We start from the raw sequence: 14941 nt of genomic DNA, 5'->3' as shown, positions 1-14941 counted from the left end.
GGCTACGCTGATCCGATGGAAACAGTTACGTGGTCCAAGCCGGAAAGTGAACGGGAGGGCACGCCTCTGCTGGTCATGATGCATGGCTACGGCACCGATGAGTCGCGGATGGTGCGGCTGTTCGAATACCTGCCGGCCGAGTTCACTTGTGTTGCCCTGCGCGCACCCATGGTGATCGGCGACCACTATGGCTGGTTCCTGCTGGACTACTTCCTGGCCAACGATTTCGCGGATGTCATCGCTGCCACCAACACCGTCCAGGCGTGGATTAACTCTGTCAGGGGCCAGCACAGCAGCGTAAGTCTGTTGGGTTACTCGCAGGGGATGGCCATGGCCAGCACGCTGCTCCGGCTCCATCCCGCGGATTACAGGGCCACGGTTGGGCTCTCCGGGTTTGTGCTGGAAAACGAGCTGCTGTCCCTGACCGAATCCTTCACGGCCCCGCCGCCCTTCTTCTGGGGGCGGGACAAGGCGGACCTGGTGATCAATGAGGACGCCACGGCCTACACGGGACAATGGCTGACCGAAAACACCCGATTGACTGCCAGGACGTATCCGGGCATGGGTCACGCCATGAGCAAGACGGAGATGGTGGACGTCAGCGCGTTCCTGCGCCACTACGTGCTCGGCTCAACTGCGTAATCGGTTCAAGCGTGTGATCTGTTGAACCCTGTGCCCGGCCGGGCGTGTGCCCCGTATCGCAATATGAGAAAAAACAGTTGCGCGCGAAATTTGTAAGCGCTTACACTCGTCGGTGGCCGGCTCTTGCGGGCCATTGGAAACCGTCGGAAAGGGCAGCCGGACAGATGCCATGTGCCAGGCCTCCATCCAGGCCTCCTGCCCGCCTTGCGCCGCGATGCCTGCTCCGCCAAGTTGTCAGGCCGTGCCAAGGCGCTCATGATGGAAGAAGACGTTAAACAGCAGCCCATCGGCCCGCCGTGGTTTTACCGCGGCCCTTAGCCGTCTCTGCTGACCAGGGCGGCATCGTGGCCGCCCCTCCCCGCTCCTTGCATGGACCCCTCCTTGCTGCCCGCCGCTTTTCTGCCAGCTCTTCCACGTTCCGCCTGTTTGCACAGCCCCCGCTTACATAGCCCCACTACTTACCGCCCAGTGACATCCCGCCCGTGACATCCCGCCTGTTGCCCGCCGTCTGAAAGGACACCGCGCATGACTGACGTTCTGAAAACCCAAAGCACCAGCTGGACCACTGCCTCCGCCATCCTGTTCGACCTCGACGGCGTGCTGACCCCCACGGCCACTGTCCACGAACAGGCGTGGAAGGAACTCTTCGAGGGCTTCCTGGCGTCCCGTCCGGATGTGCCCGGCTACCGGGAGGACGATTACTTCGATCACATCGACGGCAAGCCCAGGTTCGACGGCGTCCGGGACTTCCTGGCGTCCCGCGGCATCGTGCTGCCCGAAGGCGCGCCCAGTGACGGCACCACCGGTCAAGGTTCCATCGAGAACCCCGGGCAGGACGCCACCGTCCAGGGACTGGGCAACCGGAAGAACAAGGTTTTCAACGACATCGTCAGCGCCGGCGTCGAACCGTTTGAAGGCTCGGTGCGCTTCCTGGAAGCCGCCGTGGACCGCGGACTCAAGGTCGCCGTCGTCTCCTCATCCCGGAACGCTCCGGCTGTGCTTAAAGCCGCCGGCCTGAACGGGCACTTCGAAATAGTGGTTGATGGTGTGGTGGCTGCGGCCCAGGGCCTGCCCGGCAAACCGAGCCCCGCAACGTACCAGTACGCCGCGGAACTGCTGGGCCTGCCCAGCGAAGAGTGCGTGGTGGTTGAGGACGCCGTCTCGGGCGTCCAGGCCGGACACGCGGGGCAGTTCCACTCAGTGATCGGCGTGGACCGCGGCGCCGGCCGGCAGACCCTGCTCGACGCCGGAGCCACGAGCGTGGTCAACGACCTCGACGAACTGCTCTAACAGCCATCGCCGCCTGACGCTCCCCGGCCTCAGGCACGAAGCACTTCCCCGCAACGCACAACGCCAAAGGACCCCAACACCATGGCTCTTATCACCGCGGACCGCGAACGGTTCCCCAACACCCCCTGGCAGCTTGTGGAAACACGCCACCAGCCGGGCAGCGCGGGCACCCTTGAGACGCTGTTTGCCCTGGGCAACGGCCATCTGGGCATCCGCGGTGCGCACTGGGCGGCCTCGGACGCAGACCTTCCGGGCAGCTTCATCAACGGCCTCCATGAGATCTGGGACATCAAGCATGCGGAGAACGCGTTCGGCTTCGCCCGGACCGGGCAGCGGATCATCTACATCCCTGATGCGAACAACTTCACGGTGATCATCGACGGCGAGAGCCTGACCCTCGCCGAATCAGCCGTGCTGGACTACCGCCGCTCAGTCGACTTCGCCACCGGCATCTACGAATGCCGGATCACCTGGCTGTGCCGGTCCGGCGCCACGGTGACCACCACCGAACGCCGCGCCGTGGGCTTCGCCTCACGCGGCAGCCTGGGCATCTCGCTCGAAGTAGCTTCGGACCGCGAGGTTTCCGCCGATGTGACGTCCTCCGTCATCAACCGCCAGGACCAGCCTGTGGAGGACCACTCGGCGCATGACCCGCGCCGGGCAGGCCGGCACGCAGGCCGGGTCCTGCTGCCGGTAAGGACCGACGGCGGCGACGGCTCGCTCCGCCTCTCCTGGGAAGCGGCGGAATCCGGGCAGCGCGTGGGAATCGCCGTGGACCACTGGACTTCCGCCGGCCACCAGCCCTTTGAGACTGTGGCAGGCGAAGACGACAGCAGCGTCCGGTACGTCCTTGCCGTCCGCGCCGACGAGCCGTTCCGGCTCGAAAAGAGCGTCAGCTATGCCGCCGGCCGCGGCGTCCAGGACTCGGATCGGGACGCGGCGGAGGCCGCCGAAGCCGGGCTCCGGTCTGTGGATGACATCTTCACCGAAAGCCGCGAGCATTACCGCGCGTACTGGGACACCTCGGACATCGTGGTGGGCGGCCAGCCCGAGCTCCAGCAAGCCATCCGTTGGAACCTGTTCCAGCTGGCCCAGGCCACCGCCCGGGCCGACATCGCCGGCATCCCCGCCAAGGGCGTCACGGGCTCAGGCTATGAGGGGCACTACTTCTGGGACCAGGAGGTCTACCTCCTGCCCTACCTCACCTACACCAACCCCGATGGTGCCCGCCAGGTCCTGGAGTTCCGGCACGACATGCTGCCGGCCGCCAAGATCCGGGCCAAGGAGCTCAGCGTGGAGGGCGCACTGTTCCCGTGGCGCACCATCAACGGCCTGGAAGCCAGCGCCTATTACGCCGCCGGCACGGCGCAGTTCCACATCGCAGCGGCCATCGCCTTCGCCACCAACCGCTACCTGTGGGCCAGCGGCGACGAAACCTTCCGCGAGGGTATGGGTGCCGAACTCCTGATCGAAACCGCCCGCATGTGGGCCGCCTTGGGCTTCTTCGGCAAGGCAGGGGCCTTCCACATCCATGGCGTAACCGGCCCTGACGAGTACACGGCGGTTGTCAACGACAACCTCTACACCAACGTGATGGCCCGCTTTAACCTGCGCGCTGCTGCGGCGCTGGACCACCCGGAGATCGACGACGCCGAACGCGAGCTGTGGGAGCAGGCCGCGGCCCGCATCCACCTGCCCTTCGACGAAGACCTGCAGGTCTACTCGCAGGACAACGACTTCATGACCCTGGAGCCGTGGGACTGGACCACCCCCCGGTCCAAGTACCCGTTGCTGCTGAACTTCCACCCGCTGGTGATCTACCGGCACCAGGTGCTGAAGCAGGCAGACACCGTGCTGGCCATGTTCCTGCAGTGGCAGGACTTCTCCGCCGAGGAGAAGCGCCGCGCGTTCGATTTTTACGATCCCATCACCACCGGCGATTCCACCCTGTCCGCCTGCGTGCAGGGGATCATGGCCGCCGAGGTGGGGCACCCCGAGGCCGCCCTGGAGCACTTCACGAACGCCGTTTTCATCGACCTGGACGACACCCATGGCAACACGATCGACGGCGTGCACATCGCCTCCGCCGGGGGAGTCTGGAGCTCGCTGGTCTCCGGTTTTGCCGGGCTTCGGGACCAGGGCCAGCTGCCGTTCTTCGATCCGCGGCTGCCGGCCGAGTGGGAGGCACTGTCCTTCCACCTGAAGGTCCAGGGTCGGCTCCTGCTGGTGGAGCTCGACGCCGGGGCACTCACGCTCAGCGTCCGCAGCGGCGGACCGCTCGACGTGGATGTCCGCGGCCAGGTTCACACCATTGGTGCGGACCCGGTCCGTGTTGCCCTGGATCCCTTTGAAGTTCCGGAACGTACTGTCTTCCCCAGCGGGCCCCCGACGGCGAGCCTCCCCATTGTGGGGTTCCGCGCCTGACGTGATTGCGCGCCTGAGGTGATTACGCGCCTGGGTGACGGGGCGCGTCAGTCTCCTGCCGCCGTCGTGCGTTCCACTGCAACTTGCCTGTCCAGCGGGTGGGCCAGTTCGTCGGCGGGCATCCGGGCGGCGATCATGGCGATCACCGCCAGGACGGGGCAGACGACGCCGGCGGCCAGGAAAATTGCCCAGATGGGGAAGACCTCGGCTGCCGGTCCGGCAAGTGCCATGGAGATGGGCATCAGCGCGAGGGACACAAAGAAGTCCAGGCTGGAGACCCGTCCCAGCAGGTGGCTGGGCACGCGTCGCTGCAGCAGCGTGCCCCAGATGACCATGCCCACGCTGCCGGTGGCGCCCCAGACGAACATTGCGGCGGCCACGGTCCAGAAGCTGTCCAGAATGCCGACGGCGGCGAGCGGCAGGCTGCCCGCACCCCAGGACACCATCATCACCGTGAGGTAGCGGCGCGGCAGTTTCAAGGAAGCCGTGACCAGCGAGCCGACGGCCCCGCCCACGCCCATCACGGCCAGCAGGAAGCCGAACATTCTCGAGTCGCCGCCCAGCTGGTCGCGGACCACAAACGGCATCAGCACTTCGATGGGACCGATCAGGAAGAGCACGGAAACGCAGGCCCACAGCAAGGTCCACAGCAGCCACGGCGTGCGGACGGTGTAGCTGATGCCCTCGCGGAGGTCGTGGAAGAAGGACGTTTTCGCGTGGCCCGTTGCCCCGGCGTCTGCCCCGGCCCCCGCGCTCCCGCCGTGAGCCCCGCCGTCGGCCCCGTTGTGGGGCGCGTCCAGTGCATGGCGCCCCAGGAAGTTCAGGACGATGAACGCCAGCAGGTGGCAGGTGGCCACTCCGGTCACGGCGTGCGACGGCGAGAGCGCGGCCACCACCACGCCCGCGACGGCGGGTCCCGCCGCCTGCTGGAGGATGGGCCGCATGGTCCCCTCCATGCCATTCGCGGCCAGCAGGTCCTCGGGCGGCAGGATGCGCGGCAGGATCGCGGAGTAGGCAGGGAAGAAGAAGGCGGCGCCCACGCCCAGCACAAAGCTGCCCACGGCGAGATGCCACAGCTGCAGCCACCCTGCCATGGCCAGCCCGCTGATCGCCGCGATAACGGCGAGGTTGGCGCCTTCAACGGCAATGATCAGGAGCCGCTGCGGCACGCGGTCAGCGGCGATCCCGCCCGCGAGGACAAAGGCCACCAGCCCGATGCTGCCGGCAGTAGCAACCAGTGACAGCTCCAGCGGGCCGCCGCCGAGGTGGATCACCTGGTAGACCATGGCGACAGCCCACATTCCCGATCCGAAAATGGAGATGGCGAGCGCCGCTATGAGGACCCGGTACTCGCGGTGCGCAAAGGGCCGCAGGGCTTGGAGTGTGGGCATAGGGCAAGTCTAGGCTGGGCTGGATTTTGGCGGAACTCAACGCCGGGGCCCGGCGCCGGGACCGCTTTACTCTTAAGCACCCTTAGTGTTAAGGCAGGGCCGCAGCCAAAAACTGCCGGCGGACACAAGCAGTACCGAAGCAGAGGTGACCATGGCCAAGCGCAGCAATCCCGCAGTACGTATCGCACAGGAGACCGCCCACAACGCGGTGTTCGACGCCGACGGCAAGCCGAAACCCGGAGTCCACAACATGCTCCTCCGGGCAGTCGAAATCCAGCGGCCGCTGGTGCTCGCCTACGTCCGGCGGCTGCAACGCAAACACCCGCGCGCCAGCGCCGCCAGGCTCGCGGAGATCCTCGAACGCGACTACCTGCGGGCGGTGACCGGCGGCGGTGCGATCGTCGGGGCAACCGCCGTTGTGCCCGGCGTCGGAACCGTGGCCTCCCTGGGCCTCTCCGCCGTGGCGACCGTTGGCTTCCTCGAAGCCACGGCACTCTATGCCACCTCGCTGGCAGAACTTCATGGCATCCGGCTGACCAACCCGGAAAAGGCCAGCACCATGGTCATGGCCATCATGCTGGGCGAAGAAGGCACCGCCCTGCTGGGAACGCTGAGCGGCCAGGCCATGGGCAAGGGAGCCAGCGCCACCCAGGCATGGGGCAACGTGCTGACCAAGTCCATGCCATCGGGCTTCGGTGCCATTCGGAACAAGATCCAGAAGGCCTTCCTCAAGAACCTACTCAAACGCCAGGGCACGGCGCTGCTTGGCCGGGCGCTTCCGTTCGGCATCGGCGCGGTGGTGGGCGGTGCCGGTAACCTCATAATGGGCCGTGCCGTGGTGGCCAACGCCAAGGAAGCCTTTGGCCCCGTGCCGGACACCATCCCGGGGGAGCTCAAGGCTGTGGCGGCGGAACCGGAAAAACTTACTTTGGAAGGCAACAACCTTGGATCTTAACGCTGACCTCGGCGAATCGTTCGGCTCGTGGAGCATGGGGGACGACGCCGCCATGTTCCGGCTGGTGACCAGCGCGAACGTGGCCTGCGGGTTCCACGCGGGGGATCCCGTCACCATGCTGGACAGCTGCCGCGCCGCCTTCGAACTCGACGTCACCGTCGGTGCGCACGTGGGCTACCGGGACCTGGCCGGCTTCGGCCGCCGGTCCCTGGACATGTCCTTCGACGAGCTGTTCGGCGACGTCCTCTACCAGCTGGGCGCGCTCGACGGCGTGGCGCACGCCGTCGGTGCCTCCGTTGACTACGTCAAGCCGCATGGCGCCCTGTACAACCGCCTGGTCCACGACGCCGAGCAGGCCTCCGCCGTGGTTGCCGCCATCCAGGCCTACGACCCCGGCCTGCCGATCCTCGGGCTGCCGGGCTCACAGCTGCTGATCCAGGCCAAGGAAGCCGGCCACCCGGTCTTTGTTGAGGCCATTGTGGACCGTGCCTACCAGGCGGACGGGAGCTTGGTGCCGCGCTCCCAGGCTGGTGCTGTCCTCCACGACGTCGACTCGATCGTTGAGCGCGCAGTGCGGCTCGCGACGAAGGGCGAAGTTGTGGCCGTGGACGGAACGGTGGTTCAGGTCCGGCCCGACTCCCTGTGCATCCATGGCGACACCCCCGGGGCCGTGGAAATGGCCGCCGGTGTTCGCGCCGGGCTCGAAGCGGCCGGCGTGCAGCTGGAGTCCTTCGCGTAACCGCCCCGCGTTGCTTTTGAAGGGCCAGGTCAGCCGAACACCAGGTGCGCCGCGCTGAAGATGACCAGCCCGGCCAGTGAGCCCACCACGGTGCCGTTGATCCGGATGAACTGCAGGTCCTTGCCCACCTGGAGTTCGATCTTCTGCGACGTTTCCTGGGCATCCCAGCGGGCCACGGTATCGGTGATCACGCCGGCGATGTCGGAGCGGTAGGTCCGCACCAGGTACCCCGCGGCGTCGCCGATCCAGGCGTTGACCTTGCCGGCCAGTTCGGCGTCGTTGACCAGGCGCGAGCCGAAGTCGCGGACGGCAACCTTGAACCGGACCGTCAGTTCACTGTCCGGATCGTCCACCGCAGACAACAGGGCGCTCTTCACGGTTCCCCAGGTGCGGGAGGCCAGCTCGCGGACCTCTGGATCTCCCAGAACCTGTGCCTTGATGTCCTCGGCCCGGGCGATCATCGCGGGATCATGCTGAAGGTCCTGCGCGAGATCGTTCAGGTACTTGTCGATCTGCTGCCGGACCTGGTGGTTCGGATCGGACTGGACGGCGCGCGTGAACTTGAGGATCTCCACGTACACCTTGTCGCCCACCAGCCCGTCCACGAACTGCGGGACCCAGGTGGGGGAGCGGTCCGAGACCAGCCGGCTGACGGTTTCGTGATTGTCGTCCACCCAGTCCGCGGCGCGGTCCACCAGCAGGTCCACCAGCTTGTGGTGGTGCCCGTCCGCAAAAATCCGCTCCGCCATCCTGCCCACCGGCGGTCCCCACGGCGGAGCCAGCAGGTGCTTACGCACCATTCCCTCGATGACCGCTTGGACGTCGTCGTCGTTCAACACCTTGAACGCGCCGCGGATGACGGCGGCACCATCCTTCGCCACGCGCTCGGCGCCACCCGGTCCGGCGAGCCACTGGCCGGCCTTCCGGGCGAGGTCCACCGAAGCGAGCTTCTCCTGGACCACCTGCTCGGACAGGAAGTTGGTCTCCACAAACTCACCCAGCGACGCCCCGATCTGGTCCTTGCGGCGCGGGATAATAGCTGTGTGCGGGATCTTGATGCCCATGGGGTACTTGAACAGCGCGGTCACGGCGAACCAGTCGGCCAGCGCGCCCACCATGCCGCCCTCAGCCGCGGCGCGGACGTACTGCAGCCACGGATACTCTTTCTGCAGCGCGAATGCGAACACAAAAATGACGGCCATGGCAATGAGGAGTCCCAGCGCCACCAGCTTCATTTTCCGCAGCGCTGCCGCCTTTTCGGCGTCCCCGGCGCTGAGTTGATGACCGACGACGGCGGCCCTCGCCTTGGGCGACCGCGGCGCGGGGCCTGCGGGCCGGGACGGGTCCTGGCGGGTAGTTGGCTCAGAGTTCACCTGCATGTGCCCAGCCTAGCGCCGAGCCGCCGGGTGGCGTCCGCTAGCGTGTCCTCATGACATTCGAGGAGTCTGAGCCGCAACGGCCACTGGTTTTTGCCCACCGGGGCGCCAGCGCGGCATTTGCCGAACACACGCGCGCCGCTTACCTCCAGGCCATTGCCGACGGCGCGGACGGGGTGGAGTGCGACGTCCACTTGACGCGGGACCAGCACGCCGTGCTGCTCCATGACGCCAACCTGGACCGGACCTCGGACGGAACCGGACCTGTTGCTGACCGAACACTGGCGGAGCTGCGGCTGCTGGACTTCTCGTCGTGGAAAGGCGCCCGGATCCCGGAGGAATACGGCGCAAAGTCAGAGCAGTTCCTCACGCTCCCCCAACTCTTGGACATCCTGCGCGGCGCTGGCCGGCCCATCGGCCTGGCAATCGAGCTCAAGCACCCCAGTCCTTACCAACTGAAACTCGAAGACCGTGTGCTGGACGTGCTCCGGGGCGAAGGCTGGGACCCCGGAACTTCTTCGGTGGACAACATCCAGGTGACGTTCATGAGCTTCAGCCCGGATTCCGTAAAGCACCTGCTCCGGAGTGTGCCGGCCGAATTCATCTGCCAACTGGTGGACGACATCGACGTCGACGAACTCCGTGACGAACTCAGCCTCGGCCCCCTGGCTGGCGGCGCCATCGCCAACCTGATGAAGGCGGCGCAGCTGGAAGGCGAACGCATCCTGGACGAGTGCGACGTGGGACTCGCGGGGCCCGGAATCATGTACGTCCGCGAGCACGCCCGGACCGTGCAGCGCTGGCTGGAGTCCGGCCGCCGCTTCCGCGTGTGGACCGTTGATTCGGAGCGGGATGTGGCGCTCTGCCAAGGGCTGGGAATCCACGAGATCACCACGAACAAACCGGCCAGGGTATTGGCGCAGCTGCAATCGAGCGGGCAACAGGTCCAGCTGCCGTCCTGAGTCGCTGCTGTTTAGCCCCCGGGGCGGCGCTGTGATTGAGTGGACCCATGCCTTTTCGCTGGTCCGCCCGGGCCACCCAAACAGTGTCCGCGGCGGCCATGAGCGCGCTGCTGATGACCAGCGCCATGAAGCACTTCCGCGAGCCGCGGTTCTTCGAACAGGTGGTCCCGGATTATCTGTGCCGCGAGACTCCAGGTGCCGGCGAGTCGCTGGCGGGGCGCGCAGTGCCAGCGCCCGACGGCGGTCGGCGGCCCCTGGCGGTGATGTCACGGGAGGAATGGATTGCAGTGAGCGGACTGCTGGAGGCGGGTGCCGCCGTCGGCCTCCTGATCCCGGTGACACGGCGGGCAACCGCCACCGCTGTGACTGCAATGTTCACGGTATTCCTGGCCGGCCACGTGGACGCGCTTCGCCGCGCCTATGGCTCCGCCGGGTCCCCGACGCAGCGCAAGGTACACACCGTCCGGTTTCCGCTTCAGCTGCCGCTCATCCTGTGGGCCTGGAGCCTGCGGAACCCGGGACGACGGCGGTGAAGCTGCTCGCCTCGCCCGCCGTGCGGGTGGGAATCTCGATCAGCATCGCCACCGGCCTCTACGGAGTGTCTTTCGGCGCGCTGTCCGTCACCTCTGGACTTGATTTCTGGCAGACCATGGCGCTCAGCCTGCTGCTTTTCAGCGGCGGTTCCCAGTTCGCGTTCATCGGTGTGGTGGCGGGCGGAGGCTCCGGAATTGCCGCCATGAGCGCAGCCACGTTGTTGGGCATGCGGAACGGCATCTACGGCATGCAGCTCAACGCCCTCCTGCATCCGACGGGCTGGCGGAAGTATGTTGCCGCACAAGTCACCATTGACGAGTCGACCGCCACCAGCAGCGGGCAGACCGACCCCGACGAGCAACGCCGCGGTTTCTGGACGGCCGGCATTGGCATCTACGTACTATGGAACCTTTTCACCGCCGTGGGGGCCCTCGCAGGAAGCGGATTGGGTGATCCCAAACAGTGGGGCCTGGACGGTGCGGCAGTGGCCGCATTCCTGGCCCTGCTGTGGCCGCGGCTCAAGGGGCGGGAACCGGCGGCGATTGCCGTGGTGTGCGCACTGGCCACTGTGCTGGCCGTGCCTTTCGTTCCCGCGGGCGTGCCCATCCTGATCGCCGCGGTGGTGGCTGCAGTGATCGGCTGGTTCAGCCACGGACGCAGTGATGAAGGCCTGGAGCCGGACGTGGATCCCTACGACGAGCACCACGGGCGCCGGGATAAAACCCGGGACGCGCACCTGGACAACCAGAGGGACGGCCACGGGCACGGGCAGGCGGGCGCATGAATCTCTGGATCTGGTTGTTGCTGGCGTGCGTCCTTGCCTACGCGTGGAAGCTGGTGGGCTATTTCGTCCCGGCGAAGCTGCTGAAGGACCCCCGGATGTCGCGTATCGCCGGCACCATGACCATCGGACTTCTGGCATCCCTGACCATTGTCAACACTGTGGCGTCCGGCCAGACGCTGGCCGCCGACGCGCGGCTGGGAGCCCTCGCCGCCGCCGCCGTCGCGTTGGCTTTCCGGGCGCCCTTCCTGCTGGTGGTGCTGGTGGGCGCCGGTGCCGCAGCCCTGCTGCGGCTCATCGGATGGAACTGACCGCCGATCTGGTGAAACCGACGCCGGAACACTGGTGGTGCGGCTCATATGCGTTATAGCATGGGCCTGGCTATGCAGTTGGCCGTGGACTCTCGTGAGAGCGCTGACCATGGAAATAAGGCTGCACCCAGCCGGTGCGAGACCCGGCAAAACCCGCCGTCCAGCACGTGACGGTTGGCGCGCCGGGATACCGGTCAAGCGCTTCTTTACCCGGTTCCGGTCCCTGGCAGACGTGCCGCCGGAGGACCTGGTTGTACTCTCCGAGCGGATGAGACTGGCTCTGGACGTCAGCCAGGAAGCAAACATCACCGCCCTGCACGCGGCCGTACGGGCCGAACTCCGAAACCGGGAAACGGAACCTGACGATTGATGGCCGGCCGGTGTATCGGCGTGAGGCTGTCGCTACGGCCTAAAGGAGTCAGTCAAGATGAACGAACAGCCAGAGCCCAACACGCCGGATCCGGACAGCGGAACCGACAACCCCCAGGCTTCAGACCCGAAGCCGCGGCCGGTCTATGACACCACTGTCTCCGAATCGACGCGGGAACTGCGGGATACCTCCCGGCGCCGCCGCGATGCGGAGGAGAAGCTGCAGCAGCACCTGTTGGAGGCCAAGGAGCACGTGCCCCATCACTACGATCATGAGCCTCACAAGCACGGCCAGGTGCCTCCCACGGCGGAGAGGGAAGACCGCGCCGGGCCGCAGGAGGACACGCCCGAAGACCGCCAGCCCTAGGAATCCGGGCGGTGTGTACGCCGGTCAGGCGGTTTGCTCATCCTCTGGCGACCCGGTCCGGCGGGCGCTTTCCTCGACGGCCAGCTCGTACCACGCCTGTGCACCGAATATCGGGGTGGGAGTGTCGAGGTTTTGGTAGAGGGCGTCCAGCAGATTGGCCAAGTCCTCCGCCGCCAGCGACGGCAGGATCTCCTCGGGGCCGCGGGGGTCGTGGATAACCTGGGACAAGTGGGTCTGGTTCATCGGCGGACTATGGCGTTGGATTGGCTGCGCTGGGTGTGTTTCAACTGATACTCCTCTGAAGATTCAGAGGCTGGCTGCGTAACCTTACTTGAGTCTAATCCAACGTTTGGACACCAACAATGGGGCGCCCGTGGTGGTGGTCCGGCGGGAGTGCGCGTGCTGTCAGGTGAACTGTGGACCCTGCAGCTGCGGTGCGGGCAGCGGCACATGCGTGGGCAGCGGACGGTGGGGCCGTTCCGTGCGGATGGCGTCCTCGATCAGGGCAAGCGGGCGGCGCCAGGCATCGGAACCGGGCTCCATGGTGTCCACGACGCCGATCAGCATGGCGAGCAGGCGGAACATGTCAGTCATGGAAATATCCGCACGCAGGGTGCCTTGACCTTGGCCTCGGCCCAGCAGGACGCTCATGGAATCCATCAGTGAGCCGGTGATTCCGGTGAGGAGTTCGCGGCGGCCCGCAACGGCGCCCAGCAGGTTGGCATCGGCACTGGCCGCGGCCATGATGGCCTCGAGGACGCGCAGCAGTCCCGCAGTTGCGTCGATGTCCGCCAACGCGTCCGCCATGACAGGGTCCACCGACTCCCGGAGCTGCCGGTTGAGGGCCGCCAGGACCAGCTCCTCCTTGTCGGCGAAGTTCCGGAACAGGGTGGCCGGGCCAACGCCTGCCGTCAGTGCGATGGTCTGGAGCGGAACCTCCGGCCCATGCTCGCGGAAGCACTGGCGCGCGGCCAGGATGATCTTGTCCACATTCCGGGCAGCGTCTGCGCGTAGTGGCTTGCGGACGACAGCAATGCTCATTCGTTCAGGTTAGCAATGCCGCAGGCAGCCTTCATGGTTACCGTAGGGTAGCAACGTATGTGACGCTTCGCCGGCCTCACCAGACCCGTTTCGGGTTGGGCCACATGGCAGACTTGCCCTATGTTGCTTGCATTTTCAGTCGCCCCGTCCGGTACGCCTGCAGGGGGATCGCGTCCCACCGACGCATCAGTGCACGACGCCGTTGCGGCCGCCGTGCGGATCGTCCGGGAGTCGGGCCTGCCCAACCAGACGGACTCAATGTTCACCACCATCGAGGGCGAATGGGACGAGGTTTTCGACGTCGTTAAGCGCGCCACCGAAGCCGTCGGAGAGTTTGGCAGCCGCGTCTCACTGGTCATCAAGGCAGACATCCGGCCCGGCTATAAGGGCGAGCTCAGCGCCAAGGTGGACCGCCTGGAAGAGGCACTCTCAGACGGTTCCTAATTCCCGTCACGCCAGGCATTCTTTTGGCGCCGGCCGGCCTCCTAGACCGTCGCGTGCCTGCGTGCCAGACTGTGGCCATGTTTGAGCACAAGACCCAGCCGGGGTGGGTGGCAGTGGAAGACTTTCTCACAACCACAGTGGTGCACCCAGACACTGCGCTTATACAGGCCGTGCGCTCCGCCGTCGACGCCGGGATGCCGCCCATTGAAGTGACGCCCAACGCCGGCAAGCTGCTGAAGCTCCTGGTCCAGCTGTCCGGCGCCGGCCGGGTGCTGGAGATCGGCACGCTAGCAGGGTTTAGCACCATCTGGATGGCGCAGGGACTGCCCGACGGCGGCCGGCTGGTGACGTGCGAATACCTCGCCAAACATGCGGACATCGCCAGGGCGAATGTGGAGGCTGCCGGCTTGGGGGACAAAGTGGAGATCCGGGTGGGCGCTGCCCTGGACACCCTGGCCGCGCTGCAGTCGGAGGGGCAAGAGCCGTTCGACTTTGTGTTCATCGATGCGGACAAGGAAAACGACGCCGCGTACCTTGAGTGGGCCGTGCGCCTGGGCAGGCCGGGAACCGTGGTGGTCCTGGACAACGCCGTCTGGGAGGGCGCGGTGCTGGATCCTTCCATGGACCAGATCAATGCCCCCGGGATCATCAGCGCCCTGGAATTGCTGGGCCAACATCCGCAGCTCGATGCCACCGTGATCCAGACGGTCGGGTCCAAAGGCTGGGACGGGTTCGCTCTGGCACGCGTCCGCTGAGCGCAGGCGGCGCCCGGTCATTAGTTAATTGCTAAGTATGCTTAGAATGACTGTCCGGCCGATGCCCCGTCCGGAACCGCCTGCACTGGAGGAACACGATGAAAGCGTCACCCACCCTTGCCAGCAATCTTCAGATGGTCCTCACGGACCTGATTGAGCTGCATCTCCAGGCCAAGCAGGCCCACTGGAACATAGTGGGCACCAACTTCCGCGACCTTCACCTGCAGCTCGACGAGATCATCGCCAGTGTCAGGCAGTTTGCCGACGACACGGCGGAGCGGATGCGTGCACTCCACGCCTTACCCGACGGACGGAGCCACACCGTGGCCGCAGACACGCGGCTGGACGAGATCGCCGGCGGGCTGATTTCCACGAAGGACGCCGTCAAACTGGTCACGGCCCGGCTGGAGCGGACAGTGCAGACGATGCGGGATGTCCAAAATGAGGGGGCCGACGACGACTGGGGGGACTGGCCTCGGTCTCAGAAGAGGCCACCTCGCCGCCGACCCCGCCTGACACCCGGACCACGGAGGACCCGGGAAAACTGAAGGAATCTGCTG

Annotated in this window: 17 protein-coding genes; 13 read left to right on the top strand and 4 right to left on the bottom strand. The window is 66.3% G+C overall.

Translation table 11 applies throughout. The features are described from left to right. Positions 1 to 15: 15 nt before the first annotated feature. The 3 genes from V6M49_RS07315 (at position 16) to V6M49_RS07305 (ending at position 4356) form a co-directional block, all read left to right on the top strand. The gene (locus tag V6M49_RS07315; protein WP_141139225.1) at positions 16 to 642 is read left to right on the top strand and encodes an alpha/beta hydrolase; all 627 of its coding nucleotides are present in this window, start codon (positions 16 to 18) and stop codon (positions 640 to 642) included. A gap of 525 nt (positions 643 to 1167) precedes the next feature. Then, the gene (locus V6M49_RS07310) at positions 1168 to 1932 is read left to right on the top strand and encodes an HAD family hydrolase (RefSeq protein ID WP_332760711.1); all 765 of its coding nucleotides are present in this window, start codon (positions 1168 to 1170) and stop codon (positions 1930 to 1932) included. A gap of 81 nt (positions 1933 to 2013) precedes the next feature. Continuing rightward, a complete protein-coding gene (locus tag V6M49_RS07305) occupies positions 2014 to 4356 on the top strand; it encodes a glycoside hydrolase family 65 protein (protein WP_332760710.1) in 2343 nt (780 codons plus the stop codon). A 47-nt stretch (positions 4357 to 4403) separates the two neighbouring features. On the opposite strand, the gene V6M49_RS07300 is transcribed toward V6M49_RS07305, so the two are convergent. After that, positions 4404 to 5747, bottom strand: a complete 1344-nt coding sequence (locus V6M49_RS07300; RefSeq protein WP_332760709.1) for an MFS transporter — start codon at positions 5745 to 5747, stop codon at positions 4404 to 4406. A 151-nt stretch (positions 5748 to 5898) separates the two neighbouring features. Here V6M49_RS07300 and V6M49_RS07295 point away from each other — a divergent pair, with 151 nt between their 5' ends. Further along, positions 5899 to 6702, top strand: a complete 804-nt coding sequence (locus V6M49_RS07295; RefSeq protein WP_141139229.1) for a hypothetical protein — start codon at positions 5899 to 5901, stop codon at positions 6700 to 6702. Then, the gene (locus V6M49_RS07290; protein WP_141139230.1) at positions 6692 to 7441 is read left to right on the top strand and encodes a LamB/YcsF family protein; all 750 of its coding nucleotides are present in this window, start codon (positions 6692 to 6694) and stop codon (positions 7439 to 7441) included. Before V6M49_RS07295 ends, V6M49_RS07290 begins: the two co-directional genes overlap by 11 nt. 29 nt (positions 7442 to 7470) lie before the next feature. Here V6M49_RS07290 and V6M49_RS07285 read toward each other — a convergent pair whose 3' ends face one another. Beyond that, positions 7471 to 8820: a DUF445 domain-containing protein gene (locus V6M49_RS07285; RefSeq protein ID WP_141139231.1), complete on the bottom strand. Its 1350-nt coding sequence runs from the start codon at positions 8818 to 8820 to the stop codon at positions 7471 to 7473. Between the two features lie 50 nt (positions 8821 to 8870). Between V6M49_RS07285 and V6M49_RS07280 the strand changes: the two genes are divergently transcribed. The 5 genes from V6M49_RS07280 to V6M49_RS07260 all read left to right on the top strand — a co-directional run bounded on the left by V6M49_RS07280 (position 8871) and on the right by V6M49_RS07260 (position 12141). Beyond that, positions 8871 to 9779 (top strand): glycerophosphodiester phosphodiesterase, encoded by a 909-nt coding sequence (locus tag V6M49_RS07280; protein WP_141139232.1) that lies wholly within the window; start codon positions 8871 to 8873, stop codon positions 9777 to 9779. A 47-nt stretch (positions 9780 to 9826) separates the two neighbouring features. Continuing rightward, the gene (locus V6M49_RS07275; RefSeq protein WP_332760708.1) at positions 9827 to 10312 is read left to right on the top strand and encodes a DoxX family protein; all 486 of its coding nucleotides are present in this window, start codon (positions 9827 to 9829) and stop codon (positions 10310 to 10312) included. Continuing rightward, entirely contained in the window at positions 10309 to 11097 is a 789-nt protein-coding gene (locus V6M49_RS07270; protein ID WP_332760712.1) for an AzlC family ABC transporter permease, read from the top strand. Before V6M49_RS07275 ends, V6M49_RS07270 begins: the two co-directional genes overlap by 4 nt. Then, positions 11094 to 11405: an AzlD domain-containing protein gene (locus tag V6M49_RS07265; protein WP_141139234.1), complete on the top strand. Its 312-nt coding sequence runs from the start codon at positions 11094 to 11096 to the stop codon at positions 11403 to 11405. Before V6M49_RS07270 ends, V6M49_RS07265 begins: the two co-directional genes overlap by 4 nt. A gap of 427 nt (positions 11406 to 11832) precedes the next feature. Then, a complete protein-coding gene (locus V6M49_RS07260) occupies positions 11833 to 12141 on the top strand; it encodes a hypothetical protein (RefSeq protein ID WP_141139236.1) in 309 nt (102 codons plus the stop codon). 24 nt (positions 12142 to 12165) lie between these two features. On the opposite strand, the gene V6M49_RS07255 is transcribed toward V6M49_RS07260, so the two are convergent. Then, a complete protein-coding gene (locus V6M49_RS07255; RefSeq protein WP_332760707.1) occupies positions 12166 to 12384 on the bottom strand; it encodes a hypothetical protein in 219 nt (72 codons plus the stop codon). Between the two features lie 162 nt (positions 12385 to 12546). Next, positions 12547 to 13182: a TetR/AcrR family transcriptional regulator gene (locus V6M49_RS07250; protein ID WP_332760706.1), complete on the bottom strand. Its 636-nt coding sequence runs from the start codon at positions 13180 to 13182 to the stop codon at positions 12547 to 12549. Between the two features lie 120 nt (positions 13183 to 13302). On the opposite strand from V6M49_RS07250, the gene V6M49_RS07245 reads away from it, so the two are divergent. From V6M49_RS07245 to V6M49_RS07235, 3 genes are all read left to right on the top strand, one after another. After that, a complete protein-coding gene (locus V6M49_RS07245) occupies positions 13303 to 13626 on the top strand; it encodes a thiamine-binding protein (protein WP_141139239.1) in 324 nt (107 codons plus the stop codon). A 77-nt stretch (positions 13627 to 13703) separates the two neighbouring features. Continuing rightward, positions 13704 to 14381, top strand: a complete 678-nt coding sequence (locus tag V6M49_RS07240) for an O-methyltransferase (protein WP_332760705.1) — start codon at positions 13704 to 13706, stop codon at positions 14379 to 14381. 98 nt (positions 14382 to 14479) lie between these two features. Beyond that, the gene (locus tag V6M49_RS07235) at positions 14480 to 14929 is read left to right on the top strand and encodes a Dps family protein (RefSeq protein WP_332760704.1); all 450 of its coding nucleotides are present in this window, start codon (positions 14480 to 14482) and stop codon (positions 14927 to 14929) included. The last annotated feature ends 12 nt before the right edge of the window (positions 14930 to 14941 follow it).

Origin of the sequence: Pseudarthrobacter sp. (assembly GCF_036675385.1) — a bacterium.
Lineage (GTDB): Bacteria > Actinomycetota > Actinomycetes > Actinomycetales > Micrococcaceae > Arthrobacter.
This window is presented reverse-complemented; position numbering and strand designations above follow the sequence as displayed.

Bases quoted from the DNA above. Each gene is read 5' to 3' on its own strand.
- V6M49_RS07315 (WP_141139225.1), top strand. From the start codon at position 16: ATGGAAACAGTTACGTGGTCCAAGCCGGAAAGTGAACGGGAGGGCACG.
- V6M49_RS07310 (WP_332760711.1), top strand. From the start codon at position 1,168: ATGACTGACGTTCTGAAAACCCAAAGCACCAGCTGGACCACTGCCTCC.
- V6M49_RS07305 (WP_332760710.1), top strand. From the start codon at position 2,014: ATGGCTCTTATCACCGCGGACCGCGAACGGTTCCCCAACACCCCCTGG.
- V6M49_RS07300 (WP_332760709.1), bottom strand. From the start codon at position 5,747: ATGCCCACACTCCAAGCCCTGCGGCCCTTTGCGCACCGCGAGTACCGG.
- V6M49_RS07295 (WP_141139229.1), top strand. From the start codon at position 5,899: ATGGCCAAGCGCAGCAATCCCGCAGTACGTATCGCACAGGAGACCGCC.
- V6M49_RS07285 (WP_141139231.1), bottom strand. From the start codon at position 8,820: ATGCAGGTGAACTCTGAGCCAACTACCCGCCAGGACCCGTCCCGGCCC.
- V6M49_RS07280 (WP_141139232.1), top strand. From the start codon at position 8,871: ATGACATTCGAGGAGTCTGAGCCGCAACGGCCACTGGTTTTTGCCCAC.
- V6M49_RS07275 (WP_332760708.1), top strand. From the start codon at position 9,827: ATGCCTTTTCGCTGGTCCGCCCGGGCCACCCAAACAGTGTCCGCGGCG.
- V6M49_RS07265 (WP_141139234.1), top strand. From the start codon at position 11,094: ATGAATCTCTGGATCTGGTTGTTGCTGGCGTGCGTCCTTGCCTACGCG.
- V6M49_RS07260 (WP_141139236.1), top strand. From the start codon at position 11,833: ATGAACGAACAGCCAGAGCCCAACACGCCGGATCCGGACAGCGGAACC.
- V6M49_RS07255 (WP_332760707.1), bottom strand. From the start codon at position 12,384: ATGAACCAGACCCACTTGTCCCAGGTTATCCACGACCCCCGCGGCCCC.
- V6M49_RS07250 (WP_332760706.1), bottom strand. From the start codon at position 13,182: ATGAGCATTGCTGTCGTCCGCAAGCCACTACGCGCAGACGCTGCCCGG.
- V6M49_RS07245 (WP_141139239.1), top strand. From the start codon at position 13,303: ATGTTGCTTGCATTTTCAGTCGCCCCGTCCGGTACGCCTGCAGGGGGA.
- V6M49_RS07240 (WP_332760705.1), top strand. From the start codon at position 13,704: ATGTTTGAGCACAAGACCCAGCCGGGGTGGGTGGCAGTGGAAGACTTT.
- V6M49_RS07235 (WP_332760704.1), top strand. From the start codon at position 14,480: ATGAAAGCGTCACCCACCCTTGCCAGCAATCTTCAGATGGTCCTCACG.